This window comes from Pedobacter changchengzhani (assembly GCF_004354365.1).
Classification (GTDB): Bacteria; Bacteroidota; Bacteroidia; order Sphingobacteriales; family Sphingobacteriaceae; genus Pedobacter; species Pedobacter changchengzhani.
In genome coordinates, this window is the sequence record NZ_SJCY01000003.1 from 364,674 (window position 1) to 388,969 (window position 24,296).

At 35.2% G+C, this 24,296-nt stretch carries 19 protein-coding genes and 2 tRNA genes; 10 read left to right on the forward strand and 11 right to left on the reverse strand.

Annotation, left to right across the window (positions count from 1 at the left end):
- The first annotated feature begins 42 nt into the window (after nt 1-42).
- From EZJ43_RS06680 to EZJ43_RS06710, 7 genes are all read left to right on the forward strand, one after another.
- Nucleotides 43-693, forward strand: a complete 651-nt coding sequence (locus EZJ43_RS06680) for a LolA family protein (protein WP_133261908.1) — start codon at nt 43-45, stop codon at nt 691-693.
- Between the two features lie 226 nt (nt 694-919).
- Nucleotides 920-1,192, forward strand: a complete 273-nt coding sequence (locus tag EZJ43_RS06685; RefSeq protein WP_133261909.1) for a hypothetical protein — start codon at nt 920-922, stop codon at nt 1,190-1,192.
- Between the two features lie 43 nt (nt 1,193-1,235).
- Complete coding sequence (locus EZJ43_RS06690; RefSeq protein WP_133261910.1) at nt 1,236-1,997, forward strand: MBL fold metallo-hydrolase; 762 nt, start codon at nt 1,236-1,238, stop codon at nt 1,995-1,997.
- Between the two features lie 45 nt (nt 1,998-2,042).
- Nucleotides 2,043-2,126, forward strand: a tRNA-Leu gene (locus tag EZJ43_RS06695).
- A gap of 599 nt (nt 2,127-2,725) precedes the next feature.
- Nucleotides 2,726-4,252 carry a reverse transcriptase family protein gene (locus EZJ43_RS06700; RefSeq protein ID WP_133261911.1) on the forward strand — a complete coding sequence of 509 codons (1,527 nt, stop codon included), beginning with the start codon at nt 2,726-2,728 and terminating at the stop codon, nt 4,250-4,252.
- 12 nt (nt 4,253-4,264) lie between these two features.
- The gene (locus EZJ43_RS06705; RefSeq protein ID WP_133261912.1) at nt 4,265-7,591 is read left to right on the forward strand and encodes a hypothetical protein; all 3,327 of its coding nucleotides are present in this window, start codon (nt 4,265-4,267) and stop codon (nt 7,589-7,591) included.
- 4 nt (nt 7,592-7,595) lie between these two features.
- A complete protein-coding gene (locus tag EZJ43_RS06710) occupies nt 7,596-9,254 on the forward strand; it encodes an SWIM zinc finger family protein (protein ID WP_133261913.1) in 1,659 nt (552 codons plus the stop codon).
- A gap of 340 nt (nt 9,255-9,594) precedes the next feature.
- On the opposite strand, the gene EZJ43_RS06715 is transcribed toward EZJ43_RS06710, so the two are convergent.
- Nucleotides 9,595-10,569: a Gfo/Idh/MocA family protein gene (locus tag EZJ43_RS06715; protein ID WP_133261914.1), complete on the reverse strand. Its 975-nt coding sequence runs from the start codon at nt 10,567-10,569 to the stop codon at nt 9,595-9,597.
- A gap of 559 nt (nt 10,570-11,128) precedes the next feature.
- Here EZJ43_RS06715 and EZJ43_RS06720 point away from each other — a divergent pair.
- Both EZJ43_RS06720 and xth read left to right on the forward strand, forming a co-directional pair.
- A complete protein-coding gene (locus EZJ43_RS06720) occupies nt 11,129-11,716 on the forward strand; it encodes a DUF4142 domain-containing protein (RefSeq protein WP_133261915.1) in 588 nt (195 codons plus the stop codon).
- Nucleotides 11,717-11,813: 97 nt separating this feature from the next.
- Nucleotides 11,814-12,587 (forward strand): exodeoxyribonuclease III, encoded by a 774-nt coding sequence (gene xth / locus EZJ43_RS06725; protein ID WP_133262015.1) that lies wholly within the window; start codon nt 11,814-11,816, stop codon nt 12,585-12,587.
- 156 nt (nt 12,588-12,743) lie between these two features.
- Here the strand turns inward: xth and EZJ43_RS06730 are convergent, their stop codons facing one another.
- The 6 genes from EZJ43_RS06730 to EZJ43_RS06755 form a co-directional block, all read right to left on the reverse strand.
- Nucleotides 12,744-13,175 carry a DUF1810 domain-containing protein gene (locus EZJ43_RS06730; RefSeq protein WP_133261916.1) on the reverse strand — a complete coding sequence of 144 codons (432 nt, stop codon included), beginning with the start codon at nt 13,173-13,175 and terminating at the stop codon, nt 12,744-12,746.
- A 34-nt stretch (nt 13,176-13,209) separates the two neighbouring features.
- Nucleotides 13,210-13,791, reverse strand: coding sequence for a DUF1543 domain-containing protein (locus EZJ43_RS06735; protein WP_133261917.1), 582 nt, complete (start codon nt 13,789-13,791; stop codon nt 13,210-13,212).
- A 5-nt stretch (nt 13,792-13,796) separates the two neighbouring features.
- Nucleotides 13,797-15,509: an FAD/NAD(P)-binding protein gene (locus EZJ43_RS06740; RefSeq protein WP_133261918.1), complete on the reverse strand. Its 1,713-nt coding sequence runs from the start codon at nt 15,507-15,509 to the stop codon at nt 13,797-13,799.
- Nucleotides 15,510-15,708: 199 nt separating this feature from the next.
- Nucleotides 15,709-15,879, reverse strand: coding sequence for a spore protein (locus EZJ43_RS06745; RefSeq protein ID WP_133261919.1), 171 nt, complete (start codon nt 15,877-15,879; stop codon nt 15,709-15,711).
- Between the two features lie 33 nt (nt 15,880-15,912).
- A tRNA-Cys gene (locus EZJ43_RS06750) sits at nt 15,913-15,986 on the reverse strand.
- A 69-nt stretch (nt 15,987-16,055) separates the two neighbouring features.
- Nucleotides 16,056-16,799, reverse strand: a complete 744-nt coding sequence (locus EZJ43_RS06755; RefSeq protein WP_133261920.1) for a TrmH family RNA methyltransferase — start codon at nt 16,797-16,799, stop codon at nt 16,056-16,058.
- Here EZJ43_RS06755 and tamL point away from each other — a divergent pair.
- On the forward strand, nt 16,790-19,177 hold the full coding sequence (gene tamL, locus EZJ43_RS06760; protein WP_133261921.1) for a translocation and assembly module lipoprotein TamL: 2,388 nt from the start codon (nt 16,790-16,792) through the stop codon (nt 19,175-19,177). The genes EZJ43_RS06755 and tamL overlap by 10 nt on opposite strands.
- 1 nt (nt 19,178) lies before the next feature.
- Here the strand turns inward: tamL and EZJ43_RS06765 are convergent, their stop codons facing one another.
- The 4 genes from EZJ43_RS06765 to lpdA form a co-directional block, all read right to left on the reverse strand.
- A complete protein-coding gene (locus EZJ43_RS06765; protein ID WP_133261922.1) occupies nt 19,179-19,709 on the reverse strand; it encodes a hypothetical protein in 531 nt (176 codons plus the stop codon).
- A complete protein-coding gene (locus tag EZJ43_RS06770) occupies nt 19,706-22,021 on the reverse strand; it encodes a patatin-like phospholipase family protein (RefSeq protein WP_133261923.1) in 2,316 nt (771 codons plus the stop codon). The genes EZJ43_RS06765 and EZJ43_RS06770 overlap by 4 nt, the downstream gene beginning before the upstream one ends.
- Before the next feature lie 29 nt (nt 22,022-22,050).
- Complete coding sequence (locus EZJ43_RS06775; protein WP_133261924.1) at nt 22,051-22,524, reverse strand: TspO/MBR family protein; 474 nt, start codon at nt 22,522-22,524, stop codon at nt 22,051-22,053.
- An 89-nt stretch (nt 22,525-22,613) separates the two neighbouring features.
- Nucleotides 22,614-24,002: a dihydrolipoyl dehydrogenase gene (gene lpdA / locus EZJ43_RS06780; protein WP_133261925.1), complete on the reverse strand. Its 1,389-nt coding sequence runs from the start codon at nt 24,000-24,002 to the stop codon at nt 22,614-22,616.
- Nucleotides 24,003-24,296 lie beyond the last annotated feature (294 nt).

The following is a 24,296-nucleotide window of genomic DNA, read 5'->3' on the forward strand; positions in this document are numbered from 1 at the left end:
GAAAAATTAATCTAAACATTTAAAAGAAATTTAAAAAACAAGATGAAAAAAATAATCTCAATATTATTGGTTACAATTGGATTTGCAACTTCAGTTTATGCGCAAACAGATGCGAAAGCGAAAGCAATTTTGGCAGATGTGAGTAAGAAGTATAAATCGTATAATATGATTAAAACTGATTTTAGTTTTACCTTGGAAAATCCGAAAGCGAAGGTTAAGGAAACGCAACAAGGTACGTTATATGTAAAAGCCAATTCAAATAAGTACAAGGTAGCCATGACCAACCAAGATTTAATTAGTGATGGTAAAAGTACATGGACGTATCTAAAAAAAGATAAAGAAGTAACGGTGAATAATGTAGATAATACAGGCGATGCCATAAACCCAGCTAAAATTTTTACCGTTTACGAAAAAGGTTTTAAGTACATGTACACAGGCGAAGAAAAAGTAGGTGGTAAAGTTTATCAAATGATTGATTTGACGCCAACGGATATCAAAAAATCTATTTTCAAGGTTCGCTTAAGCATCGATAAAGTGGCTAAACAAATTGCAAAAGTCGTTTTGTTTGATAAAAATGGAAACAAATACACGTATAACGTTAAAGCATTTACGCCAAATGCTAAAATTCCAGAGTCTACATTTGCTTTTGATGCGAAGAAATATCCTGGAGTTGAAGTGGTAGATTTAAGATAATTAATTTTTCCGCAGTGCGGGATGAAATATTAAAAAGTTTAGTTGGAAACAGCTGAACTTTTTTTGCTTTAATAGCAAATTATGTTAACGAGGTAAGGAAAAAGTAGTTTTATAATCCACTGACTAAAGTTTTGCAATAATTTGAGTTATTATTGGCGGTACTAAGTTTAAACTTTTTACGGTTTGAATACATGAATGCTCCGTAGATTTTTATAAGTTTGTTGTAATGTCTTTACCTTTAACAAACCATACTTTAGAAAAATTAGAGGCCTTGCTTTTTGCAGTTGGGTTTAAGGTTCGTTATGAAAAAGGAACTTTCAAAACTGGTTCTTGCCTGCTTGAACATAATAAAATTATTGTTGTAAATAAGTTTTCGAACCTTGAAGGAAAAATTAACGCGTTGGGTATGCTTGTTAAACAAACCAATTTAGATGAGAATCTATTGGATGAAAAACAACGACAATTTTATCATTCTTTACAGCAAATTCAACTTTTCTAATGAAAGGAACCTATTGTAAATTTAAAAACGGAGGGGTTGGGAGATGAAGGTTACTTTTTTGGGTACCGGAACCTCTCAGGGCGTACCAGTTATTACTTGTCAGTGCGAGGTGTGCCAATCTGCTAATCCTCAAGATAATAGATTGAGAACTTCTGTATTGATAGAAACTGGAGATAAAACAATTGTGATTGACAGCGGGCCTGATTTTCGTTACCAACTTTTACGAGAAAAGGTAAAAGATTTGGATGCTGTTATGTACACGCACGAACACAAAGATCATATTGCTGGCCTCGATGATATTCGTCCATTTAACTATTTATTGCATAAGGTAATTGATATTTATGCTACAGAAAGAGTTCAAAGTGCATTAAAGAGAGAATTTAGTTATATTTTTTCGGAAACAAAATATCACGGTTTACCACAAATTAAAATACATACCATTGATGGTTCTCCATTTAATATCGGAGAAACTGAAATTATCCCATTGGAAATTATGCACCATTTGTTGCCAATAACTGGATACAGAATTGGTGATTTTACTTACATAACCGATGCTAAAACGGTACCAGAATCTTCTTTTGAAAAAATAAAAGGAACAAAAACGCTGGTACTTAATGCTTTACAAATAGAGCCACATATTTCTCATTTTACATTAAAAGAAGCAATTGCATTTTCTGAAAAAGTTGGTGCGGAGATGACTTACTTAACCCACATTAGTCATGTTTTAGGTTTGCACAAAGACGTAGAAAAAACTTTACCACCCAACATTCGGCTTGCTTATGATGGTTTAAAAATTGAGTTGTAATTATCTGATCAAAAATCCAAAATTAAATTATATTTGCGCTTACAAACCCAGGTGGCGGAATTGGTAGACGCACCAGCTTGAGGGGCTGGCGCCTGTATGGGTGTGGGAGTTCGAATCTCCTCTTGGGTACGAAATACCGCTTTCATTTAATTTGAGAGCGGTATTTTTTGTTTTAAATAAAAATTAGCACATTTTTTATACGCTCCATCGTAATTTATGCTCAGTTTTTGATTATTGTTGAGGAAAATAATAATAATCTATCTATATTTTATTTTTTATTGATTTTTCTAAAGTCATTATAATTGATGATCAATTTCAGCAAAATAAAATCATCCATTTAGTTTCAATTTCCATTGATAAATGTAGGAGAGATTATTAAAATAATTCGAGACACGGTTTAATAAATTTTCACATTAAATAATTGCCTAATTTTATTAATTAATTTATATATTGGCAATTAATTTAGTAAATACCTTGCTTTTCTGAATAAGAAAATGATGATGTTTCGTCATCGATGAATAATATTTGACACACGGCACTACCTGCAATCTTTATGGGGAGAACACGTACTATACGTACGGTTTCGGTACCGTACTCCAAGAGTTTAACCGTACGTATAGTACGTGTTCTCTGGAGTTGATTGATATAGTCCTATGAAAATACGAAGGTTCTAAATTAAAGCCCTGTTTGTAATAAAACAGGGCTTTTTAATCTTAATTAAGCGCCAAATGGAAGAAAAACTTAGCCGACAACAAATCTACGATCGGATTCGAAGTACGTCTAAAGAAAGTTATATTCTTGAAGAAATGCAGCGCCTTGGTTTTTGGGAATCTTCAGAAACACCAAGTCTTTCTGAGTTGCTGATAAAACAAGAAACAACTGCAACGCAGGAACTAACAAAACTTTTAGAGCAGGATAAAAAGTACAATGATCGGGAAGCGATGGTTAAGGAAATGCGGAAAGCCCGTATGAAATTGGCTAAGGAAAAACGATCGGAAACTAAAAATAGGAATAAAGAGAAAAGTATAGATAAGGCCCAAAAGTGGAAGGAAACGCAAGAAAGACAAATTATCTATTTAGGTGAGGGCGTATCTGCAGGACTAAATCATACAGAATCAGATAAGCTCAATCTTCAAAAATTAAACTTGCCAGCTTTTGATCAGGTTACCGATTTGGCTTCTGCTATTGGTTTAAGCCTAGCTGAACTCCGTTATCTGCTTTATCAACGAAAAGTTTCTAAGATAAATCATTATCATACTTTCGAAATACCTAAAAAATCTGGCGGAAAACGAGTAATATCCGCACCAAAATCTCGCCTAAAAGCCCTTCAGCTTTGGGTTTTAGAGCATGTTTTAAATAACATTTCAATTAACGATGTTGCGCATGGATTTATAAAAAATCGGTCTATTGTAACTAATGCTACGCCACATCTTGCAACTGATATCGTAATTAATGTGGATTTAAAAGATTTTTTTCCAACTATAAACTATAAACGTGTAAAAGGTCTATTCCATAAATTTGGCTATTCAGAACAGTTAGCCACACTTTTTGCACTTATTTGTACCTATGCAGAAACAGAGGTTGTAGAAATGGATGGCGTATCTTATTACGTACAAAAAGGCAACCGATTTTTGCCTCAAGGTTCGCCGGCAAGTCCTGCTATTAGTAACCTCATTGCATATAGGTTAGATAAAAAAATCCAAGGATTGGCATCAAAATTTAACTTTACTTATACACGCTATGCGGATGATTTAAGTTTCTCAACTTCTAACGAAAATGAAAAAAACATAGCTAGCCTGCTCTTTTTTGTTAAAAAATTAATTGAAGCTGAGGGTTTTACCTTGCATCCCGAGAAAACCCATATAATGAGAAAGGGTGCTTTACAAAAGGTAACAGGGATTGTGGTAAATGAAAAACTGAATATTCAGCGATCTCAATTACAAAAATTCCGAGCTTTATTGCACAACATTGAGACCAACGGATGGAAAAATCAAAAATGGGGTAAAGCGAAAAATTTAATCAATGCAATTGAGGGATACATCAATTTTATAAGCATGGTAAATGCAGAGAAAGGTGCTAAATTTAAGCTACAACTTAAAGATATTGTGGCAAAATTTGGCTACCCCATTGTAGAGCAAGAAACTGCAGAGGTAAAAATTGAAACGGCTAAGCAAGAAATAGTCGAGCCTCCCAAATCGAAATTAGAAACTCCAGAAACTGCATCAAAACAGTTTGATTGGTGGAACATCCTTTAATCCTTTTTCAGTATGAAACTTATTCAACAAAGTAAATTATTTTTTAAGGAAGGGAAATCCGACAAGGTATACGAAATTGACATTTGCGAGCTTTCACCAAATGAATTCCTAGTTAATTTTAGGTATGGAAGGAGAGGAGCGGTATTAAAAGAGGGCACAAAAACTCCAGTTGCGCTGTCAAAAGAAAAAGCCGATTTGCTTTTTGCAGATTTGGAAAATGAAAAACGTAAAAAGGGCTACCAAACCGAAACCGAGGTGTTTATGGAGCTTCCCTCGCTGGAGGCTGTAGATCCTAGTACGGTAAATGGCGCAATTTTGCAACGCCTGCAGGATGCTGTTGTAGGTAAAAATAGTTTTAAAACTGAATGGAAAACCAGTCGTGTAATATGGAAAGCTGGAGTTTTAGATGTTAAAGAGGCTATTCCATTTATTATTAAGCTAGCAACGCGAGGTGATGAAATGCAAACTTATTGTTCGTTATGGGCTTTAATAAAACTTAAAGCAGATCTTGCAGAACCGCTGTTTAATTCGATAGCCAACAACATCAAACAAAAAAGTCATATTACAAATTTAGCTTGGGAAGGTCTTTTAAGTGTTTGCAGTGAAGAAGAAAAGCTTAAAAAAGTAGAAATTTTGCTCGAAAAGTTACCAGCCGAGGTTAGGTTTGCCATCGAAACGAACGACTTAAACTTACTCGGTAATTATTTTTCGCAAAGCACTATAGATAAGGATGTTGAGTACTTTACCAATCTCTACGTTTTAGCAAAGGTTTATACGCAACTTTTACCAATTTTAAATAATACACTTAAAAGTTGGGAATTTAGACCGCCGTACTTCCGAAACATCCGGGCGATATATAAACTTGCTCAATCAAGAAATGATGAGAAAACATTAGCCATACTATCTTATCGCTTTGAAAAGCAAAAAGCGATGTTTAAGCGCACAGTTTCATTAGATTCTACGTCAAAGCGATATTTAACAGTTATAGATGAGAGCATTAGCGTAGGTTCTGAGCTTAAAAGAAAAGATAGTAAGTTGGCATTTTCAACTTTTACGAAAAACTACTTTCAAAAGAATGCTGTAGAACACTTTAAAAATGCCGGTGCATTTAATAATGATGGCTCATATTTGAGGTTAGCGGTAAACACTTTGCTCCAGTACACCGAAAGTGATTACTCAATTGCCGAAGAAAAGCCTTTGAGCGATTACGGAAGATACGACTACGATAGTAAACGTTATTCTTTCTTGCTGATCAAGTATCCTGAATGCGCTGAATCCTTGTTATTATCTACAATATTATTTGGAAATGATCCCAATAGAAAGTTGCAACCAAACTTAAAGTTTATAACAAGTAGTAGATCTGTAACCAGTAATAATTATTATTACAGGCCAAATCAGGCTGAAGAAGTACCTATCGTTGCCGTTCAACCAGATAGTGTTACGGCTAATTCATCCATGATTGATACGGCTAAAAGTATTTTTAAAAGCTTATTTGGCAAGAAGAATCTGGATGCAGATCTTGTTCCCCAAAATGAATACCAGCCTGAACCAATAGTACAACATAAAAAAGTAGAGCTCACCAGATTTGAGTTATATCCTGAACTTTGGGATGCTAGACCTGAGGCTTACGTGCAATTGCTGATGCAGGCGCAGATGAATATCATACATCTTTTTGCCTATAATAGGATTAAAGAGCACCCAAAGTACGAAGAAATTGCCCAGCAATTTGATCAACATGGAATTTTACAGCTTTTGAATAGCATTTTCGAGTTGCCAAACCAATTCGGTTTTGAGGTTTTGAAAAAGAGAGAAACCGAATTTGTACAAATTAGCCAATTTGTTGCTGAAGTAAATGGAAGCAATAGCGCATCGGCGAGAGACTGGGCTCAATGTTTGGTAAATGATAATCCGGTATTTTATTTTAATGATATTGATTTTGTTTTATCCTTTATTTTCAATACCCGAAGTGAAAGCAATCTTTGGATCAATGAATCTTTAGAAAAACATACTTTCTCAGAAGAAAAGATACAGGCGGTTTTGGGTAAAGCAATAACCGAGATGTTACATTTTGAAAACACAATAGAAAATAATTTAAAAGCTAAAACTGCCATTGTTCGCCTAAATAGTATTGCCGAAAGTCAAATGGAAAAAATTAGCTGGACAATTGTTCAACAATTAATTTCATCAGCATTAGATGCCAATAAAATTTTGGCGGGTAAAATTTTATTGATTAAAGCTAAAAATGTAGATCCTACAGATATTCCAGTTTCTTTAACCGAGATTTTCTTAAATAATGATTTGGCAGAAGTTAGGCAAAACGGAATTGAATTATTAAACCAATATCCAGATGGTTTTCTTGCTAAGAATTTGGATTTTATATGCAACTTGATAGACGTATATTATGATGATGTAGCTGAAAAGGTATTTGCAGTGATTAAGAAGTTACTTATTCATAATACAGAAATTGGCAATAAACTTATTCCTTACTTTGCTTATGCTTTAATGAGAAAGGAAAAGTTTGAGGGTGCTCACGTGCGAATTAGTCAATTTTTACTTAATGATTTAAAACCGTATTGGAACAGTGGTTTGTTTCCAAAAGACATTACCAAGTTACTACATGCGCAATATAGGATCACTCATTTAGCAGGTTACGAAATCTTAAAAGGATTTAATAATCCCGGAAGTTTTTCATTACGGCAGATTATTTCTTTTGGTAGTCATGAAATTTTGGCAATTCGACAATGGTGTTGGAATTATTTTAAGGGAAATCTAGAACGTATTCACGACGAAAAGGATCAGTCACTTTATCTTTTAGATGCTAAATGGGAAGATACCAGGGCTTTCGCTTTCAACTTCTTCAGAACCGAATTTAAGGAGGATGATTGGGATCCAGATATACTCATTGGGATTGTTGACTCAATTAGGCCTGATGTAGAAAGTTTTGGAAAAGAGATGATTACCAAATACTTTGATTCAAATTATGCTTTAGATTATCTTACAAAATTAAGCCAACATCCAAGTATAAATGTGCAGGCATTTGTAAGTAATTATCTTTCAATTTATGTTAAGGAAAATCCAGATTTACTGCAGGAATTAACATTTTACTTTCGCTCAGTACTTACCCGTGTAAATAGAGGCAGGGTTGCGAAGGATAGAGTATTTAGTTTTTTATATAATGAATCATTGAAAAATTTGGAGACTGCAATTTGGGTAGTAACTATTTTGGATGATGTATCTGCGCAAACTACGGTACAGGATAAGGCAAGTTGCATAGATATTTTAACGAGAATCAAAAAACTTTATCCTAATGTGGATATGCACCTCATGATTAAAAATTAAAGCTATGTTATTCAATTATAAATACAGGGGAAATACCTCCATCAGTAATGATTTGAATGGAACGGCAATGAATTTTGCGCCAGATACATTTCGCGACCCAACATTTTTTGTTGGCAAGCTTAACAAGAAAATAGCTTTCCGAGAGGCCATATCTGCACTACATGATGTAGTTGTTTCTGATCTTCGTTATAAGCCGAAGGATAGGATTGAATATAAGGCATGGGCTGCCGAGCAAGAAATGCTTTGGCTAGGAGAATATATGGCCGGTTTTCAAATTGAAGAAGTTAGGCTAAGGATTGAAGAACTGCGTGCAGAAATAAAGCAAATTCATAAAGAAAAAGACCGCGTTCTTGGTCCTTTTAACAAAGCAAAACTAACATATTTTGATTATTTATATAAAAATGACAAAGATGCATGGTTTGTGCTTGATCCAGTAATTACTGTTCATCCCGACGAACTGTTTTTTGAATGTTTTAGTCAAGATGAATCCTCGTACGGCAAATTGAGTTGCAATTACAATGTTTTTACAGAAATTGATGATTTTAAATGTGGCACAACCAACATCGACTATTCTGCAGAATTGTATGGAGAATTTCAAAAGATAAGAGGCTACAAAGACACCGTATTTAAGATAGATCCATCGGGATTTGAAACAAAAACAACAAACGAAGAGGTTTATAAAGAAGTAAAAATTGATCTACCTGATTCTTGGGTGAGGGGTTTTTTACAAGTAAGTACCGCCATGACATTGCCGGCTACAACTTTTGAACTTCATCCAATGGATGTTTTTAGCCTTTGCCAATATTTGCGGCGTTTTAAAGAAAGTAACGGCCCTCGTGCTTTGCGCTTCATTTTGGAGCCGGGAAAACCGATTCGTTTGGTTATAGAGCCCTGGTATGATACGTTAACATTTAGTCGTTCCATTTACATGGGCAACGAAGATAAGACCATCAGGATATGGGGCAGGCGAAGGTTGATGATACTCGAACGATTGATCCCAATCGCTAAAAGCTTTAAAGTTTCACTTCTAGGATCTGGTTTGCCATCGTTTTTTATGGCAGATCTTGGAGATATGACCTTCACGCTTGGTTTATCAGGTTGGACAACTAACGACTGGAGTAGGGCAGGAAATTTTGATTTAATGGCTCCTCGTGGAAATGTGGATTTGTTAACTAAACAGAAAATATTTAATAGTTTAAAAGAAACTTGGTTTGCATCTGCAGACGATCTTGCAAAGAAATTAGGACTGAGCACCTCAGTTATCGGGTCTTCGTTAACTTCGTACACACAGGCTGGAAGAGTAATATACGATTTGAAAAAAGGTGTGTATCGTTTAAGGGAACTAAGCCAGGAGCCTTTGGATTTTGCTACACTACGTTTTAGTAGCGAACAGGAAAAAATCGCCACAGCTTATTTGCAAGAAGATCGGGTAAAAATTACTACGCTCATAAAAAATGATGTTTTAGAAATAAAGGGTAAAGTGAAAGGGAAAAGTGAAACTTTTACCACGCTAGCACTCATTGATAAAGATCAGCGACTAATTGATGGATTTTGTGATTGTGCTTTTTTTCAGGCTAATAAAATGAAAAAAGGACCATGCGAACATATATTGGCAACTCGTATGAAGTTGCAATCAGGTATTGTTGAGTTTTCGAGTAATTAATTTTTTTTGGTTGATAAGGTTTGAGTGTTAATAATTTGTGCTGAAATTGATTTAGCCTAAATTGTAAAGCATCAGTGCTCTTTCATTCAACTTCATAGCCTAACAACTTAAGGCGCAAATAATTATCAATAAATTTTGATTGTTAATGTTTTTGTGCTGGTTGTTGTGCTAATTCTAAAGCTATCCGATCGATTTCAAAAATTTTTCTAACTTAAACAAACCGTCTAATAAAATTATTTTACGGTAACGAAAACCCAAAACGGATTTCAGATTTTCGAAGCAACATTTAATTTTCGATCAGCTCATAAAATTGATCGTTCAAATGCAATTCTGAACACTTCTATTTCCCAGTAAACCTATCCAACAGCTCCATGGTAATTAAAGCTTCTTCTCCACTACAAGGATTTTCTCCATGTCCTAGAAAGAAATTTACTACTTGTTCAATCATAGGTTGTTGTACGTGTTTTAAAGACTCAAAAACGTATTCTTTTTCGATTCCATCAATTGTAGTTTGAATTTTACTACCAAAAATTGGAAAACTGATATTTCCTTTTGATCCATAAATAGTGCAATTATCAATTTCATCTTTTTCAGAGCTAGAAAAGCACCAAGTTCCATTAAAAACAATTCCATTTTCAAATAAAATATTGCCTACAACGAGATCATCAGCTAAAGTATTTTTTTGCTGTTTAGTTGCCATACCGTTCGCCTTTTTAATCGCACCGAAAAAATAACCCATTAAATCTAGTTGATGAGGGGCAAGGTCATGAAATAATCCTCCGCCAGAAATTGCTGGATTTATCCTCCAATTGTCTTCAGGTTTTGCAATGAGCGCAGGGTTTATGCTTTGTCGCATTTTCATGTCGATAAAGCGAACATCTCCAATAATATTTTCTGCTAATAATTCTTTTACTTTTATAAACACAGGTTGTGCTCTGCGATAATGCGCAATACTCAATTTTACGTTCGTTCGAGTTGCAACTTCAATCATCCGTTTAGCCGCGTTTGCATCCAAAGTCATTGGTTTTTCTACATAAACAGGTTTGCCCGCTTCTAATGCCATTTTGGTGTATTCTTCATGTTGTAAAGGAGGTGTGGCAATATAAATTGCATTAACTTCTGCGTCATTAATTAGTGCGATCGCATCGTCATACCATTTGGGCACACCATGTCGTTTAGCATAGTTCTCAGCTTTTACTCCATCTCGTCGCATTACCGCAATCAGTTTAGAATGTGGCACTTTATTAAAAGCAGGGCCGCTTTTCATTTCGGTTACATCGCCACAACCAATAATCCCCCATCTAATTTCTTCCATGTTTTTTGTGTTAATGCGAGGAAGTTAGAAAAATAATGGTTGATTATTGTAAAATGTATGATAAAATTCAAATTCTCAACGGTGAATTATTTTTTAATCAATAAGTTCAGTACTCAAGAATTGATATTTAGCTTTTTTGAGAGAAAATTGAGATTGAATACTACGGCGAAAGCTGATCTCGTTTAATTTGAACAATACCACCCCTTCAGGATTAAATTATTGAGCGCATTGTTTTTTATATATAATGTTAGCCCTACGGGCTTGAGAAAGGTATAGACTGAGTCAGAATTTATAATAATTCTATCCGTTTTAAAAATGGGGCGAAAAATTACTATTAAAAGGTATAATAAAATTGAAATCCCGAAGTGATGAAATTATTAATGACCTAGATTTGGGTATATTGCTAACCCCGAAAGTGGTAACATGACGAAACATTTACTAAATAAAACAAAAAGGCCGAAGATTAAGTAATTGACTTTTATGTAATTGTACCACAATTTAAAAAAGAAAACATAAATTAATATCGTGTGTTCTTAAACAAACAACAAAAAATAATATTATGAAAAAGTTAATTTATGGAATGGCCATTACAGCGGCCGCTTTTGCTTTTCAAGGATGTAACAGTCAGAATAAAGATGCAAAAGGTATGGCTGATAGTATGAACCTGGCTAAAGATACAACAACAAATGTTAAAGCAACTGGTGGTATCGCGGTACCAGAGGGCGATGCAAAATTTGCAACATCAGCTGCGGTTGGTGGTATGGCAGAAGTTGCAATGGCGAAATTGGCATTAGAAAAATCTACCAATGCAAAAATTAAGGCGTTTGCTACAATGATGGTTACCGACCATGGAAAAGCAAATGAAGAGCTGATGGTAATTGCCAAAACAAAAAATATCACTTTACCAACAATGGTAGATGCTGATCACCAAAAAAAGATGGATGAATTGGCTAAAAAATCAGGAATGGACTTTGATAAAGAATACGTTGAAACTATGGTTGATGGGCACAAATCTGCTTTAAAATTAATGCAGGATGAAGCTAAAGACGGAATGGATCCAGAACTTAAAGTGTTTGCTGGTAAAACTGTACCAGTTGTAGATGGTCATTTAAAAGCGATTACTGCAATTCACGACAGTATGAAATAAGCATTATATGCTGAGAATAAGAAATCCCGAACATTTTCGGGATTTTTTTTTGCTCAAATTTTTTGTTATGATTAACTTTACGCCAAAGCATAATTTTATGAAAATTGCAACTTATAACGTAAATGGCGTTAACGGGCGTTTGCCAGTTTTAATTAAGTGGTTAGCAGAAACTAAGCCAGATGTAGTGTGTTTGCAAGAATTGAAAGCACCGCAGGAGAAATTTCCGGAGCAAGCTTTGATTGATGTTGGCTATAACGCAATTTGGCTTGGGCAGAAAAGTTGGAACGGTGTAGCCATTCTTGCCCGAAATTTAGAAATTAAAGAAACAAGGCGCGGGCTTCCCGGTGATGATGAGGATGTTCAGAGTAGATATATTGAAGCACAAATTAATGGGGTAATTATTGGTTGCTTGTATTTACCAAACGGCAATCCTTGCCCAGGGCCAAAATTCGATTATAAATTGAGTTGGTTTGAGCGTTTGGCTGTTCATTCTAGTCAATTACTATCTTACAACTTACCCACAATTTTAATTGGCGATTTTAATGTGATGCCAACAGAGTTGGATGTTTACAAACCAGAACGCTGGGTAAATGATGCTTTATTTAGACCAGAAACCAGAGAAGCTTTTGGTAAACTAATTTCTTTAGGATGGATTGATGCCATTAGACAATTATATCCAACCGAAAAGATTTATACTTTCTACGATTATTTTAGAAATGCGTATGGCAGAGATGCAGGTTTAAGAATAGACCACTTCTTGCTAAGCCCCGATTTAAAAAGCAAACTTTTAGCGGCCGGTACAGATAGACATGTTAGAGGTTGGGAAAAAACAAGCGACCATGTTCCGGTTTGGATAGAATTGGAGGAGTAAGCAATGGTTAATGTCATTAATTTCTAATGCTATTGTAAAAGATATGTTAACTTGTTGCCATTGCAAGGGTAAAACCTATCTTTGTTGTGAGAGCGTTAATTTAGATAACGGGGATCTGGTTTCGGCCTTATTCCCGTTTCTTTTTTTACTGGATTTTTAATTCCTTCTATTTAAAATTTCAACGGTTTTCTTATCCATTTCGCCTTTATAAAATTTTGCTAAAACCTTGGTAAAAACAGCATCTGCATAAGGTGTTTTTGCAAATAAAGTCATGCTAGATTTAAGCTTTTCGTTATCCAGACTTCCAAAAATCTCAGAGGGATGTATTTCGTTTAGTGCCAGTAGCGCGTTTGTAATTTCAAGCAATCTTTTACCTAAAATTGGATGATTAAGGTATGCAATTGCTTCATCTAAATTCCGGATTGCGTACAAAACGGCATGGTTACTTCGACCCAATCCGGAGATCTGCGGAAAAATATACCACATCCAATGGCTCTCCTTTTTGCCATTTTTAACTTCTGTTAAAGCAGTTTGATAATTTGTTTGTTGCGCAATAACAAAACGGTCTAAGTTGAAATGGTCATTCATGTTAAAGTGGTAAAAAGGACATAATAAACGTTTATCAAAGTTTATCTAATTTAAAATACCCTAAATGAATCTCATCCTCTCTTAAATTAGCGTTTGGAGTAATTTTAATTTGATATTTTTCTTTAGTCTCTTGGCTTAAAATATCATCAATTTTATAAATATCATCAACGTCAACACCATACTTTTCATCAATATGAGAATTGGCTCCGGCTATAAAATTCTTTTTAAAAAAGATTGTTTTTTTAGCATGATGAATAGCCAAAGCACGTTCTGCTTTCACTGTTAAAACAATATAATGCTGTTCTTCAAGTTTATCAGCTTGGTAGCCGCCTAAATTTATAAAGTAAAGTTTGTTATCCGTTTGCGGTAAATCTTCGGTCTTGTCAACAACAGTTACCTCAAATCCATCTACTTTTTTAACTTCTCGCCAACCATCAACATGGATGCTTTTTCCTGCTTCTGGCCAAAACGCTTTAATTTCAGGAATCAGTTCTTTTAACGAATTGGCAATTCCAAAAAAGTAATCGTGTTGTTCTACGTTTCTATTTGGCGCTTTAGATCCCAATAGAAGCATATACAATTTCGGTTTTTTGGCAATTATTTCTTTATTTATCATATTAATTAGTGCTTTATTAAACTTTCTGCAATACTTGCAGATGCGGCCTCGCAGAAATCTAAGCCAGAATAATCGGGATTGTAACCGCCGATATATGGGACTGCCATAATGTAAATTCGTTCGTTAAGTGCGCCATAAGCATCAACCGCCTGAAAATGATCGTTAATCGTGATGCCCGGCACATTCATAAAATAGTTTCCATCATTGTCTATTTCTACAGTTTTATTACCCTGTTCCATTTCCGCCTGTCCTTTTAATGCACTTTTAAATTGTAATTTTGCTGCGCTGATACTTTTACTTTCCACCAAGCTTTTGAACGGGAAATCGTTGTACAATAAATGAGGCTGACCCACGCAATCTACAAAAGTTTTATAGTGCTTGTGCTGTTGATCTTGATTTTCATCCACATAATGATAAATGGCACCAATATGATCGTGAGGTGTGGTAAAACTATCTTCGCCAACGGGTACAATTTCTAAAACGCCTAATTTATGGAGGACCAGCAGTTCCTCTACCGAATCTTGCGGCACAAAAGCAATCACGATCGAAATTAAAGGCATTAAAACTTTCTGCAATCTAATCATATCTTCTGCCGAAAGATATTTGGCAGGATAATTCATCGCAAAGCTGAGTACAGCCAACATCTCTTTCCAATAAACGGATTCTTTTCGCTTGATCGATTTTTCAGCTTCTGTATATTCTGCTTCAAATAAATTAAATGGTGCTACTTTTTCTCTCAAATCCATCATCAGCGCCACAAATTCCTCTATTTTTAAATCTTTAATTTGCAAATAAAATTCTGGTTCCTTCTCCTTAATCATGCACTTAAAATTCTGCTCGAAAACATAATCTAATGATAGAAATCCATTATTTTCAGCACGGTTTTGTGCAATTTGCTGCACAGATAATACAGAATCTTTAAGCAAATGCGAATCTTCGAGATGAAATCTTATAGCAGGCAATAATCCGCTTCGCGAATGCATAACCATTTTGAAATCATTGCTATCTTCGGCAAGTTTGTATGCTTTTTTACCATGATTATCTAAATAAAAATCGCCATTGCTTCTTGCTAAAGTCCTTATGGCGTCAATTGCCGTTAATGATGAACCTTTAATCGCAACCGTATGATTTAATTTGAGTTTTAATTTTGAAGGCGGATAAGGCGAATCAAAGTAATGTGGTGTTGTTCCTTCGTACTTTTTCGGCCAATTATGACCTGTGCAAATTATAGCGTAATCATATTCAAGTAACTTAGCGCCATTAATTTCTATTTCGATTTTTTGTTTTTTTGGATGGTCGATGATGTCTGTAACTTTACTCTCGGTATGAACAGATATTAACATTCCAATTTCTTCACCTTTGACTAATAGAAGTTCGAATTGATGCGCTAAATACATGCCAAACAACAACCTTGGCAATACCCTATATTCGCTAAATTTTTCTACGTTTATTTTAAATCGATCTAATAATTGTTGGGGTAGCGTGTTAATCCAATCGGCAACTGAAGTAACTAATTCTGGTATTTCATTACCTGATACATTTGTGATGTGCTCATCATTAGAACCATCTTCACTATATGGCATACCTGCGCCAAGTATTTTATTTTTCTCAAATATATCAACCGATAGATCGCTTCTTTGTGCATCAACCAGTCTTTTAAACATAAATAGTGCGCTTGGTCCACCACCTATTAGGGCTATGTTTTTATGATTTTTCAAATTTTATTATTCGGCTAAGTTTTTAAAAATGATTTTAAAAGGTATAACCGAAGCGGTATAATAAAGTTTGGGTAAAATAAAAAAAAATTGCATCTGCAAAACGAGGTAACCTCTTGCTACCGTTTTTGCGAAATTTTGGATATAAAAAAAGCATCCTTTGATCAGAAGGATGCTTTAAATTTTTAAGAATTAACCTAAACTATTTTGCCAAAGTAGCTAAAACAGCGTTGTTTTTAGCTAATTGGTCATTTTTAGGTTGTGCAGAGCGACTTCCTAACTCAATGTTAGTGGCTCTTTTTAAGAAATCCACTTCTTGATGAGCGGTATTTTTATTTCTTCTGTCTTTTCTTTTTAATCTGGTAACTGCCATGGTAATAACCTTTTATAAATTTATTTGTACAAATGGAGGTCGAGAGCGGATTCGAACCGCTGTAGAAGGTTTTGCAGACCTCTGCCTAGCCACTCGGCCACTCGACCTTTTTAATTCAAGGGTGCAAAAATAGCAATTTATCCCTGTTTAGCAAATATAAATCAATAATAATATATTTAATTTTTCGATCGAGCAATCTCCGAACAAAAAATAGCGGCGCTGATGGCTACGTTTAGGGATTCTGCCTTTCCAACCTGAGGTATGGTAACCGCTTGATTGATAAGTTTAATTACTTGTGCAGATATTCCTTTGCCCTCATTACCCAGCACAATTAGTCCCTCTTTTTGCCAAGCCGTTTTGTATATTGATTTTCCGTGTAATAGCGCCCCAAAAATAGGAATTGTTATATTTTTGAGGAGCGAAGGTAAATCTTCGTAAAATAGCTCTACTCTTGCTAAAGAGCCCATTGTTGCCTGTACTGTTTTTGGGTTATATGCTTCAGCGGTATCGTTAGCGCAGATTATTCGCTTAAACCCAAACCAATCTGCCGTGCGAATAATGGTACCTAAATTACCCGGATCCTGCACGCCATCTAAAACTAACGTAAAATCATTTGCCAAATCTTTAGGGTCAATTTTTTTGGTTTCGGGCAAATAAACTACAGCCAAAAAATCTTGTGGGTTTTGTAAGGTACTAATCTTACTTAATTCAGCGTTGTTTATTTCAAATAAGTTTATATTTGCAGGCAATTTGGGTAACAAATTTTGCTGTCCTACATAATAAATGGAGTGAAACTTAAAATTTGACTGTGTAAATTCTTGTATCGACTTTATACCTTCAACAATAAAAAGCCGATTTTCTTTCCGGTATTTTTTTTGATGCAACGATTTAATGAAACTAATTTGAGATTTTGAAAGCATACCTATCACTAAAAAATATTAAACTGAAAACCCCTGCAATATTACTATTTATTATTGTTTTAATTCAGGCTTGTTCATCAACAAAGTATATCGCCGATTATCAGGCCATCGTAAAGAAGGTTACAATTGATAGCGTTGATAAAAGGTTTGAAGAACAGGCTTATAATTATGTGCAAAAAGACCTTAGACCGCCTTCGGCTTTTAGTATATATGTGCCGTTGTACAATTTATTTAACACTAAAGATGGCCGTTATAAAACAAATAATATAAAGCCATTCGGTACGCCACCAGCAATTTTAGATAGTACTTTGGTAGAAATATCGAGAATTCAAATTCAGAAGTTTTTAAAAAGCAAAGGCTATTTTAAAGCAGAAGTTTTAGCAGATATACAAGTAGAAAATAAGAAAGCCAAAATTAACTTTAAGGCCATACCAGGTCCTGGTTTTATGCTTAACAACATAACCGATTCTATCCGTAATCAAAATATAAAAAGCATTTATTACGCTAATAAACCCGGGATAACGCATTTGCACAAAGGCGTACAATATGATGAAGATTCACTATCATACGAGCGTGAGCAGATTTACCGTATTATGAAACAAAATGGATATTTCTATTTTTTAAGACCCTATGTTAATTTCGATGTGGATACTAATTTGCGCGCCAGTAAAGCCAATTTAAATTTAAATATCACCGATCCTATTAGTAAGTTAGGTCATAGACAGTACAATATTGGCACTACTTATTTGATTATTGCGCCTAGTCCGGATGGATTCCCAGACTCGTTAAAAAACTACGTAAATAAAGATACTACAAAAGGCATTTCTTATACCGATTTATCTAAACGTTACAGAAGGAACCCAATACTTCGTTATGACTTTTTAAAACAGGGTGAGCTTTATGATATTAGAAATGAAAATTTAACTTATGATCGACTTTACGAATTAAATATCTTCAAAAATGTAAAAATAGACTTTTTCAACAGCGACAGCACGTCGAATAAAATTAACCCTATTATTCTTTTAACGCCACAGAAAGTGATGAGCAATAGGATAGAAGGGGAAGTGCCATTTAACGGTGGTACGGTAGGCTTTAATTTGAGTAATACTTACACCAACAATAACCTGTTTAGAGGTGCAGAGCGCTTCGAGTTGCAGGTAAAAGGTGGGTTACAATCGAGAACAACTAACGGAACATCTCCCTTTCAAGATATTTATCAACGAGATTTTTCTATAAGTGCAAGTATCACCGTGCCACGGTTAATTATACCGTTTTACAAACCTAGGTTAGGCGCAAACGGAATGCCTCATACTACGTTTTCGTCTAGTTATATCTACGCCTTACAAAAAGACATTTCGGTTAGGAGAATAATTATTAATTCGATTACTTACGATTGGGTAGAAACAAAATCGAAATTGCACTCGTTTACGCCGTTAAATTTTGAATACCGATTTGGTAATTTAGATTACAGCAACATCGCGGATAGTGTAATTCAAAATAATCAGTATTACGTACGGCTTTTAGGAAGAAAAGATTTAACGCTTGGGATGAAATATACCTACTCGTTAAATGCCGAAAAATTAAATCAATTACGAAGCTTTGTTTATTTAAGGGGCAACATAGATATTGCTGGCAATTTATTGCAGGCAATTACCAAAATTGGTGGCGCGGGTAGTGGTAAAGATAATTTGATTTTCGGCTTGCCATTTAACCAATATGTTAGGCCGGAGGTAGATGTGCGGTGGTATAAATATTTAGGTGGCGATAGGCAGTTTATTGCGCGATTAAATACGGGTGTTGGTTTTGCTTATGGTAACTCAACGGTAATTCCGTTCGAAAAATTATTTTTTAGCGGTGGATCTAGTGGTATCAGGGCGTGGCAGGCTAGAACCCTAGGACCTGGAAATTACAATAGGGAAACCCTTAGTAACGATAAGCAACGTAAAAATTTATTTGGTTTAGATCAATTGGGTGATATGCGCATTGAAAGTAATTTTGAATACCGCTATAAGCTTTTAAGTAAGTTTTTTGGTGCTACTTTAAAAGGCGCTGCTTTTGTAGATATGGGTAACGTTTGGAACATTGGCAACAACGTTGATGATGCAAATGCCGAGGTTAAAATGTTTAAGCTTAGTAAATTGGCGCAACAGATTGCTATTGGTACGGGTTTAGGTTTTAGGTACGATGTGCAATATTTCGTTTTTAGATTTGATGTTGGCGTTAAAGTAAAAGATCCGCAATTTGAAGGTGGCGACCAATGGGTTATCAAAAAATTATTTTCTGGTAGTAGAGATTTCAAAAACACTTATAACAGTACCCACGGACCAGACAGTTATCGTTTTTTACAATATAATTTTGGTATAGGAATGCCTTTTTAAGCTATACTAAATTTTTTAATCCATCAAAAATACTTTCAAAAAAAGTAGAGAGATTTAGTCCACTGCTGTGGTTAAAGTAAACAAAAACTAAAAATACAATTACGGCAACTATAATCATCTTCCTAAAAGCAAAAGCAACAATAACCAATATTACCGGGATAAGAAAAAGCCATAAACTGTTTATGGCAATTGGGTTAAGATCATTATCTTTTTTATAAACATATACCAATTTACTGTGTGTGCCGGTATCATTTTGATGCTTGATGTAAATAAACGTCGATTTTTCTATCGGCAGTTGCAACACCGCAATTCCATCGTTAAATTTTAGGTTTTGCGTAAAACCACTTACACTAAAAGTATAATTTCCATTAATATTTTCGTTCGGCATGTTTAAAGAATCTGCAGCAATAATGGCCAGTTTTTTGTTTTTGAGTAGATTTTCTTTAATTAAAAAGTTATTGATATTTGCATTTTGTGCAAAACCCAAAAAACCAAGTAAACAAAAACCGATACACAATATTGCCTTTTTCATTCTATAGAACGTTTGTTGTAAATTAAATAACCGATGTGCAATAATACACCATTTCTTTTAATAGCATCATTATATAAATTATAACTAAAACTTACAGGGCCAACAGGCGTTTGATAAACCAAACCTGCGGTGCCAGCATATCTTATTTTCGTTATTGCTTTTGCATAGCTCGCATCTTGTAAGTTGGCAAGCTCAAATTCCTTATGAGGGAGAAATAGATAGCCTTCTAGCCGTAAATCTAAATTCTTTTTAATATTGAATATATTTTTTATACCACCTGCTGCGTAGGTAGAAGCTCTAAATTTATCTAAAAACAAAGAACGGCTATCCTGTAGCGGATAAAAGGCGGGAGATGACAACAACGTAGCATAATAGGTAGAAAACAAAGGTTGATTCGAGATTACGCCTTCAACAATATAACCGAGTGTATATTTTTTTGTGTGTAGAAAATAGTTTTCTTGCGATAATTTTATGCTCAACCATTGGCGTAAGTTCGAAGAGGGAGTAACTTGACTTCGATTGGGGTCGTTCCGGAAAATATTGCCAGGATTGTAATTCTCTCTACCGGTGTTAAAATTAAAGTTTAAGCTAAAACTTTGTCCTCGGGTTGCATATTGTTTCCTGTTTAACGAATTTTTTTCGATACCTAAAGTTGTTTTAAAACCGTTAAATGTGGTTTGATCTAAAGCATCGCCAATTTGGAAAGTATTGTTGGGGCTGTATTCATCAACATTGTTAATAAAAGAAGTATGTAGAACTATTTTTGTATTATGGTTGAGGGGCACACCCATCATTAAATCTATTTTTCGGTCGGCCTGTTCTATATAAATAGGCCGTGGGTTTTCGATAAAAATCTGGCTAGTATTGTAAAAATTCCAATGGTTATATGTCAGCTCTGCTGCCAAAAACAGCGGGAGTTTTGTAGGATAATCTACGCGTCCGTTAAGTTGTACAGCTTCATAAAAACGACCCGAATAAAAGCTCGAACCAAATGTATAGGCTTTTCTATTTAAAAAATTATACTGCAGGCCCAAAAAAACATTGCTTATTGGTCTGGTTGATATGTTACCACCTAAATCTACTTTAAAACTTTTTTTTGGTTGCGCAATTATTTCGAAATCATAGCTATCGGTTGTGGGTTGGTAAGAAATTTTTGGATAGATGGTTTCAAAGGTTTCATCGGCCACCAACTTGTAATAACCTCTCTTGATATCGGCTAGGTTAAATGTAGATTTATTACTTTTAAACAACCTTTCTATGTATCGTTTTTGTTGATTGTTTACGCCAGTTACGATAATTTTATTGAAAACGAGATCGGGCTTTTCTGCATTAAATTTTGCTCTTTTTATCTCCAATTCTTCTTTGGTTACCCTTCGGGATGTCATGAGCTTAATTTTAGTCATCTCTTGCATCGTAGCATCGTAACCCTGTTTAATCAAATCCTTAACGGGCGAAAAATTACTTACGCTAAAATCTTTCACATCCGGTTGGATATACACACTATTCCTGCCAAGCGATGTAGAATCTGATTTTGATAAAAACATAAAAATATAGAATCGGTTCATCAACTTTTGATCTAGATTTTTCGGATACTCGTTGAAGGTTTTCGACGATACATTTGCGCCAATAATGTAATCAGGATGAAAAATATTTCGCATTACATCTGCGGGAAAGTTGTTGTACAAACCGCCATCAAAAACGTATTTTCCGTTTAGTTTTATCGGGCGATAGATGATTGGCACCGTCATGGTTGCCCTTACTGCTTCTGCCAAACTACCTTGCCCAACCGTTATACTTTTTTGAGAAAACACATCGGCCACCATGCATCTAAAAGGAACAAACAAATTGTCGAAATTATCTTTTGATACTGCCGAAGCCTGCGAAAAGAGTTCTAAAAATGCAAAGTTTAACGGAATATCATTTATTAAATTAGATCTAAAGCTGAAATGGAAACCGGTATCTAAGGTAACTTTTGCGGTAAGCATGGATGCCGTAGGCGGACTTTTCTCGAAAAAGTAGGTGTAATCGCTGGTGTATTTCCCGTTTACCCAATTTTGAAAATCCGAACTGAGCGCGATTTTTTCAATTTGAGTAGGACTATATCCCGCAGCATACATGGCGCCAACTATGCCACCCATTGATGTGCCGGTAATGTAATTTATCGGAATATCGTTTTCTTCTAAAGCCTTTAAGGTGCCAATATGGGCCAAGCCTTTTGCGCCACCACCGCTAAAAACAAGGCCAACTTTTTGGGCTTGAGTGGTAAAGCAAATTAAAATAAAGAAAACGGACAAAAAGCTTTTAAAACGCATGTTCTCTAAATTAAGGTTTTCTTTTAAAATTAGTTCAAAATAAAAATGTTATAATTTAAAAATGTGGCAAACGCAACCCAAAAGATATATGGAATAAAAAGTAATCCCGCCCATTTATCAATCTTACGAAATATATGTTCGTTAACGATTGCAAAAATAAGCAGTAGAATAATTTCGGCCAAGGCAATACCAATTTCATGCAAGTAAAAAAATATAAACGACCACGCTAAATTTAAAATCAGCTGAATTAGGTATATCGCTACAGTCCGTGGAAAATGTTCTATTTTATCTCTTTGTTGCCAAACCAGGTAGGCAGAAATACCGATGAAAATATAAAGTAACGTCCAAACTGGGCCAAATAGCCAATTAGGTGGATTAAATGTTGGTTTGTTTAAATGAGGATACCAAGTTCGAACCGACTTAGCCGTGCCCCAACCCGCCAAAGCGCCAATGCTTAAGGTTATTAAAAGATTAACAATTAATGCTAGAGGTTTAAATTTCATGGTGTAATTGGTTTTTATGGATAAAAAAAGACGTCCTTAAAAAATTAATTTAAGGACGCCTTTTTATATGCTATAACTGTAATCGTGTTTTACAAATGAATCACTTCGCCATAAGCATCAGCAGCGGCTTCCATTATGGCTTCGCTCATTGTTGGGTGTGGATGAACAGATTTAATCATTTCATGGCCAGTAGTCTCAAGTTTACGAGCAACAACAATTTCAGCAATCATTTCCGTAACGTTTGCACCAATCATGTGGGCACCTAAAAGTTCGCCGTATTTTGCATCGAAAATTAATTTTACAAAACCATCTTTCGCACCTGCAGCACTTGCTTTACCCGATGCAGAGAAAGGAAACTTACCAATTTTTAATTCGTAACCTGCAGCCTTTGCGGCCTTCTCTGTATAACCAACCGATGCAATTTCTGGCGTGCAATAAGTGCAACCCGGAATGTTGTTGTAATCTAAAGGTTCAACATGCAAACCCGCAATTTTTTCTACACAAATAATGCCTTCTGCTGATGCAACGTGCGCTAAAGCCTGTCCGCTAACAACATCGCCAATGGCGTAATAGCCCTTTACCGAAGTGTTGTAAAATTCGTCGGTAACGATTTTGCCTTTTTCAGTTTTTATACCTGTTTCTTCTAACCCGATGTTTTCTATGTTGGCTACAATGCCTGCCGCAGAAAGTACTACATCTGCTTCGATGGTTTGCATGCCGGAAGCTGTTTTTACCGATACTTTGCAACCTGTACCGCTTGTATCTACAGATTCTACACTCGCAGAAGTCATCACGTCGATGCCAACTTTTTTCAAACTGCGCAACAATTGCTTAGATACATCTTCGTCTTCTACAGGTACAACATTATCCATAAATTCTACAATAGTAACCTTGGTGCCCATTGTAGCGTAGAAATATGCAAACTCTACACCAATAGCGCCCGAGCCTACAACAACCATACTTTTAGGTTGCTCAGGTAAAACCATTGCTTGGCGGTAGCCGATAATTTTTTTGCCATCTTGCTTAAGGTTCGGTAATTCTCTTGAACGCGCACCTGTTGCAATAATAATATTTTTTGCAGTAAGCTCTTGTTGCGAACCATCAGCGCCTTTAACATCTAATTTGTTTCCCGGTTTTAACTTTCCGGTACCCATTATCACGTCAATTTTATTTTTTTTCAGTAAAAACTGTACGCCCTTGCTCATGCCATCGGCAACGCCACGACTTCTTTTTACAACGGCAGCAAAATCTGCTGTAGCGCCAGATGTAGTTATTCCGTAATCTGCTGCATGGTTAATGTATTCGAAAACTTGTGCACTTTTAAGCAACGCTTTGGTTGGGATACAGCCCCAGTTTAAACAAATGCCACCTAAAGATTCGCGTTCTACAATTGCAACTTTTAATCCTAATTGAGAGGCTCTGATTGCAGCTACGTAACCACCTGGTCCACTGCCTAAAACAATAATATCGTAATTCATCTATTTGTTTTTTATTTTTTATCTGTTAGATGGAGTGTGCATAAATTAAACTTTAAGTTCAATCAACAACTACCGTGTCTTTTAAAGAAATTCTATTTTCAACTGTTTCTTAGGTGTAAACTTCCTGTCGGGAAGAAGGCTCTTATTAAAAGATTATCCTCGCATCTGTAAATCAGCAGTACACCGTTAACAAAGCATCAGCACCAATAATCCCCAAAACTAAAAAAATGTTTGTTAATAAACGATAAATGAAAAATTCATTGCAAAAAGGTTATAATAATTTTAAATGTTGCA

Bases quoted from the DNA above. Each gene is read 5' to 3' on its own strand.
- EZJ43_RS06745 (WP_133261919.1), bottom strand. From the start codon at position 15,879: ATGGCAGTTACCAGATTAAAAAGAAAAGACAGAAGAAATAAAAATACC.
- EZJ43_RS06690 (WP_133261910.1), top strand. From the start codon at position 1,236: ATGAAGGTTACTTTTTTGGGTACCGGAACCTCTCAGGGCGTACCAGTT.
- EZJ43_RS06735 (WP_133261917.1), bottom strand. From the start codon at position 13,791: ATGATAAATAAAGAAATAATTGCCAAAAAACCGAAATTGTATATGCTT.
- EZJ43_RS06720 (WP_133261915.1), top strand. From the start codon at position 11,129: ATGAAAAAGTTAATTTATGGAATGGCCATTACAGCGGCCGCTTTTGCT.
- EZJ43_RS06685 (WP_133261909.1), top strand. From the start codon at position 920: ATGTCTTTACCTTTAACAAACCATACTTTAGAAAAATTAGAGGCCTTG.
- EZJ43_RS06770 (WP_133261923.1), bottom strand. From the start codon at position 22,021: ATGCGTTTTAAAAGCTTTTTGTCCGTTTTCTTTATTTTAATTTGCTTT.
- EZJ43_RS06700 (WP_133261911.1), top strand. From the start codon at position 2,726: ATGGAAGAAAAACTTAGCCGACAACAAATCTACGATCGGATTCGAAGT.
- EZJ43_RS06680 (WP_133261908.1), top strand. From the start codon at position 43: ATGAAAAAAATAATCTCAATATTATTGGTTACAATTGGATTTGCAACT.
- EZJ43_RS06730 (WP_133261916.1), bottom strand. From the start codon at position 13,175: ATGAATGACCATTTCAACTTAGACCGTTTTGTTATTGCGCAACAAACA.
- EZJ43_RS06715 (WP_133261914.1), bottom strand. From the start codon at position 10,569: ATGGAAGAAATTAGATGGGGGATTATTGGTTGTGGCGATGTAACCGAA.
- EZJ43_RS06755 (WP_133261920.1), bottom strand. From the start codon at position 16,799: ATGCTTTCAAAATCTCAAATTAGTTTCATTAAATCGTTGCATCAAAAA.
- xth (WP_133262015.1), top strand. From the start codon at position 11,814: ATGAAAATTGCAACTTATAACGTAAATGGCGTTAACGGGCGTTTGCCA.
- lpdA (WP_133261925.1), bottom strand. From the start codon at position 24,002: ATGAATTACGATATTATTGTTTTAGGCAGTGGACCAGGTGGTTACGTA.
- EZJ43_RS06705 (WP_133261912.1), top strand. From the start codon at position 4,265: ATGAAACTTATTCAACAAAGTAAATTATTTTTTAAGGAAGGGAAATCC.
- EZJ43_RS06765 (WP_133261922.1), bottom strand. From the start codon at position 19,709: ATGAAAAAGGCAATATTGTGTATCGGTTTTTGTTTACTTGGTTTTTTG.
- EZJ43_RS06775 (WP_133261924.1), bottom strand. From the start codon at position 22,524: ATGAAATTTAAACCTCTAGCATTAATTGTTAATCTTTTAATAACCTTA.
- EZJ43_RS06710 (WP_133261913.1), top strand. From the start codon at position 7,596: ATGTTATTCAATTATAAATACAGGGGAAATACCTCCATCAGTAATGAT.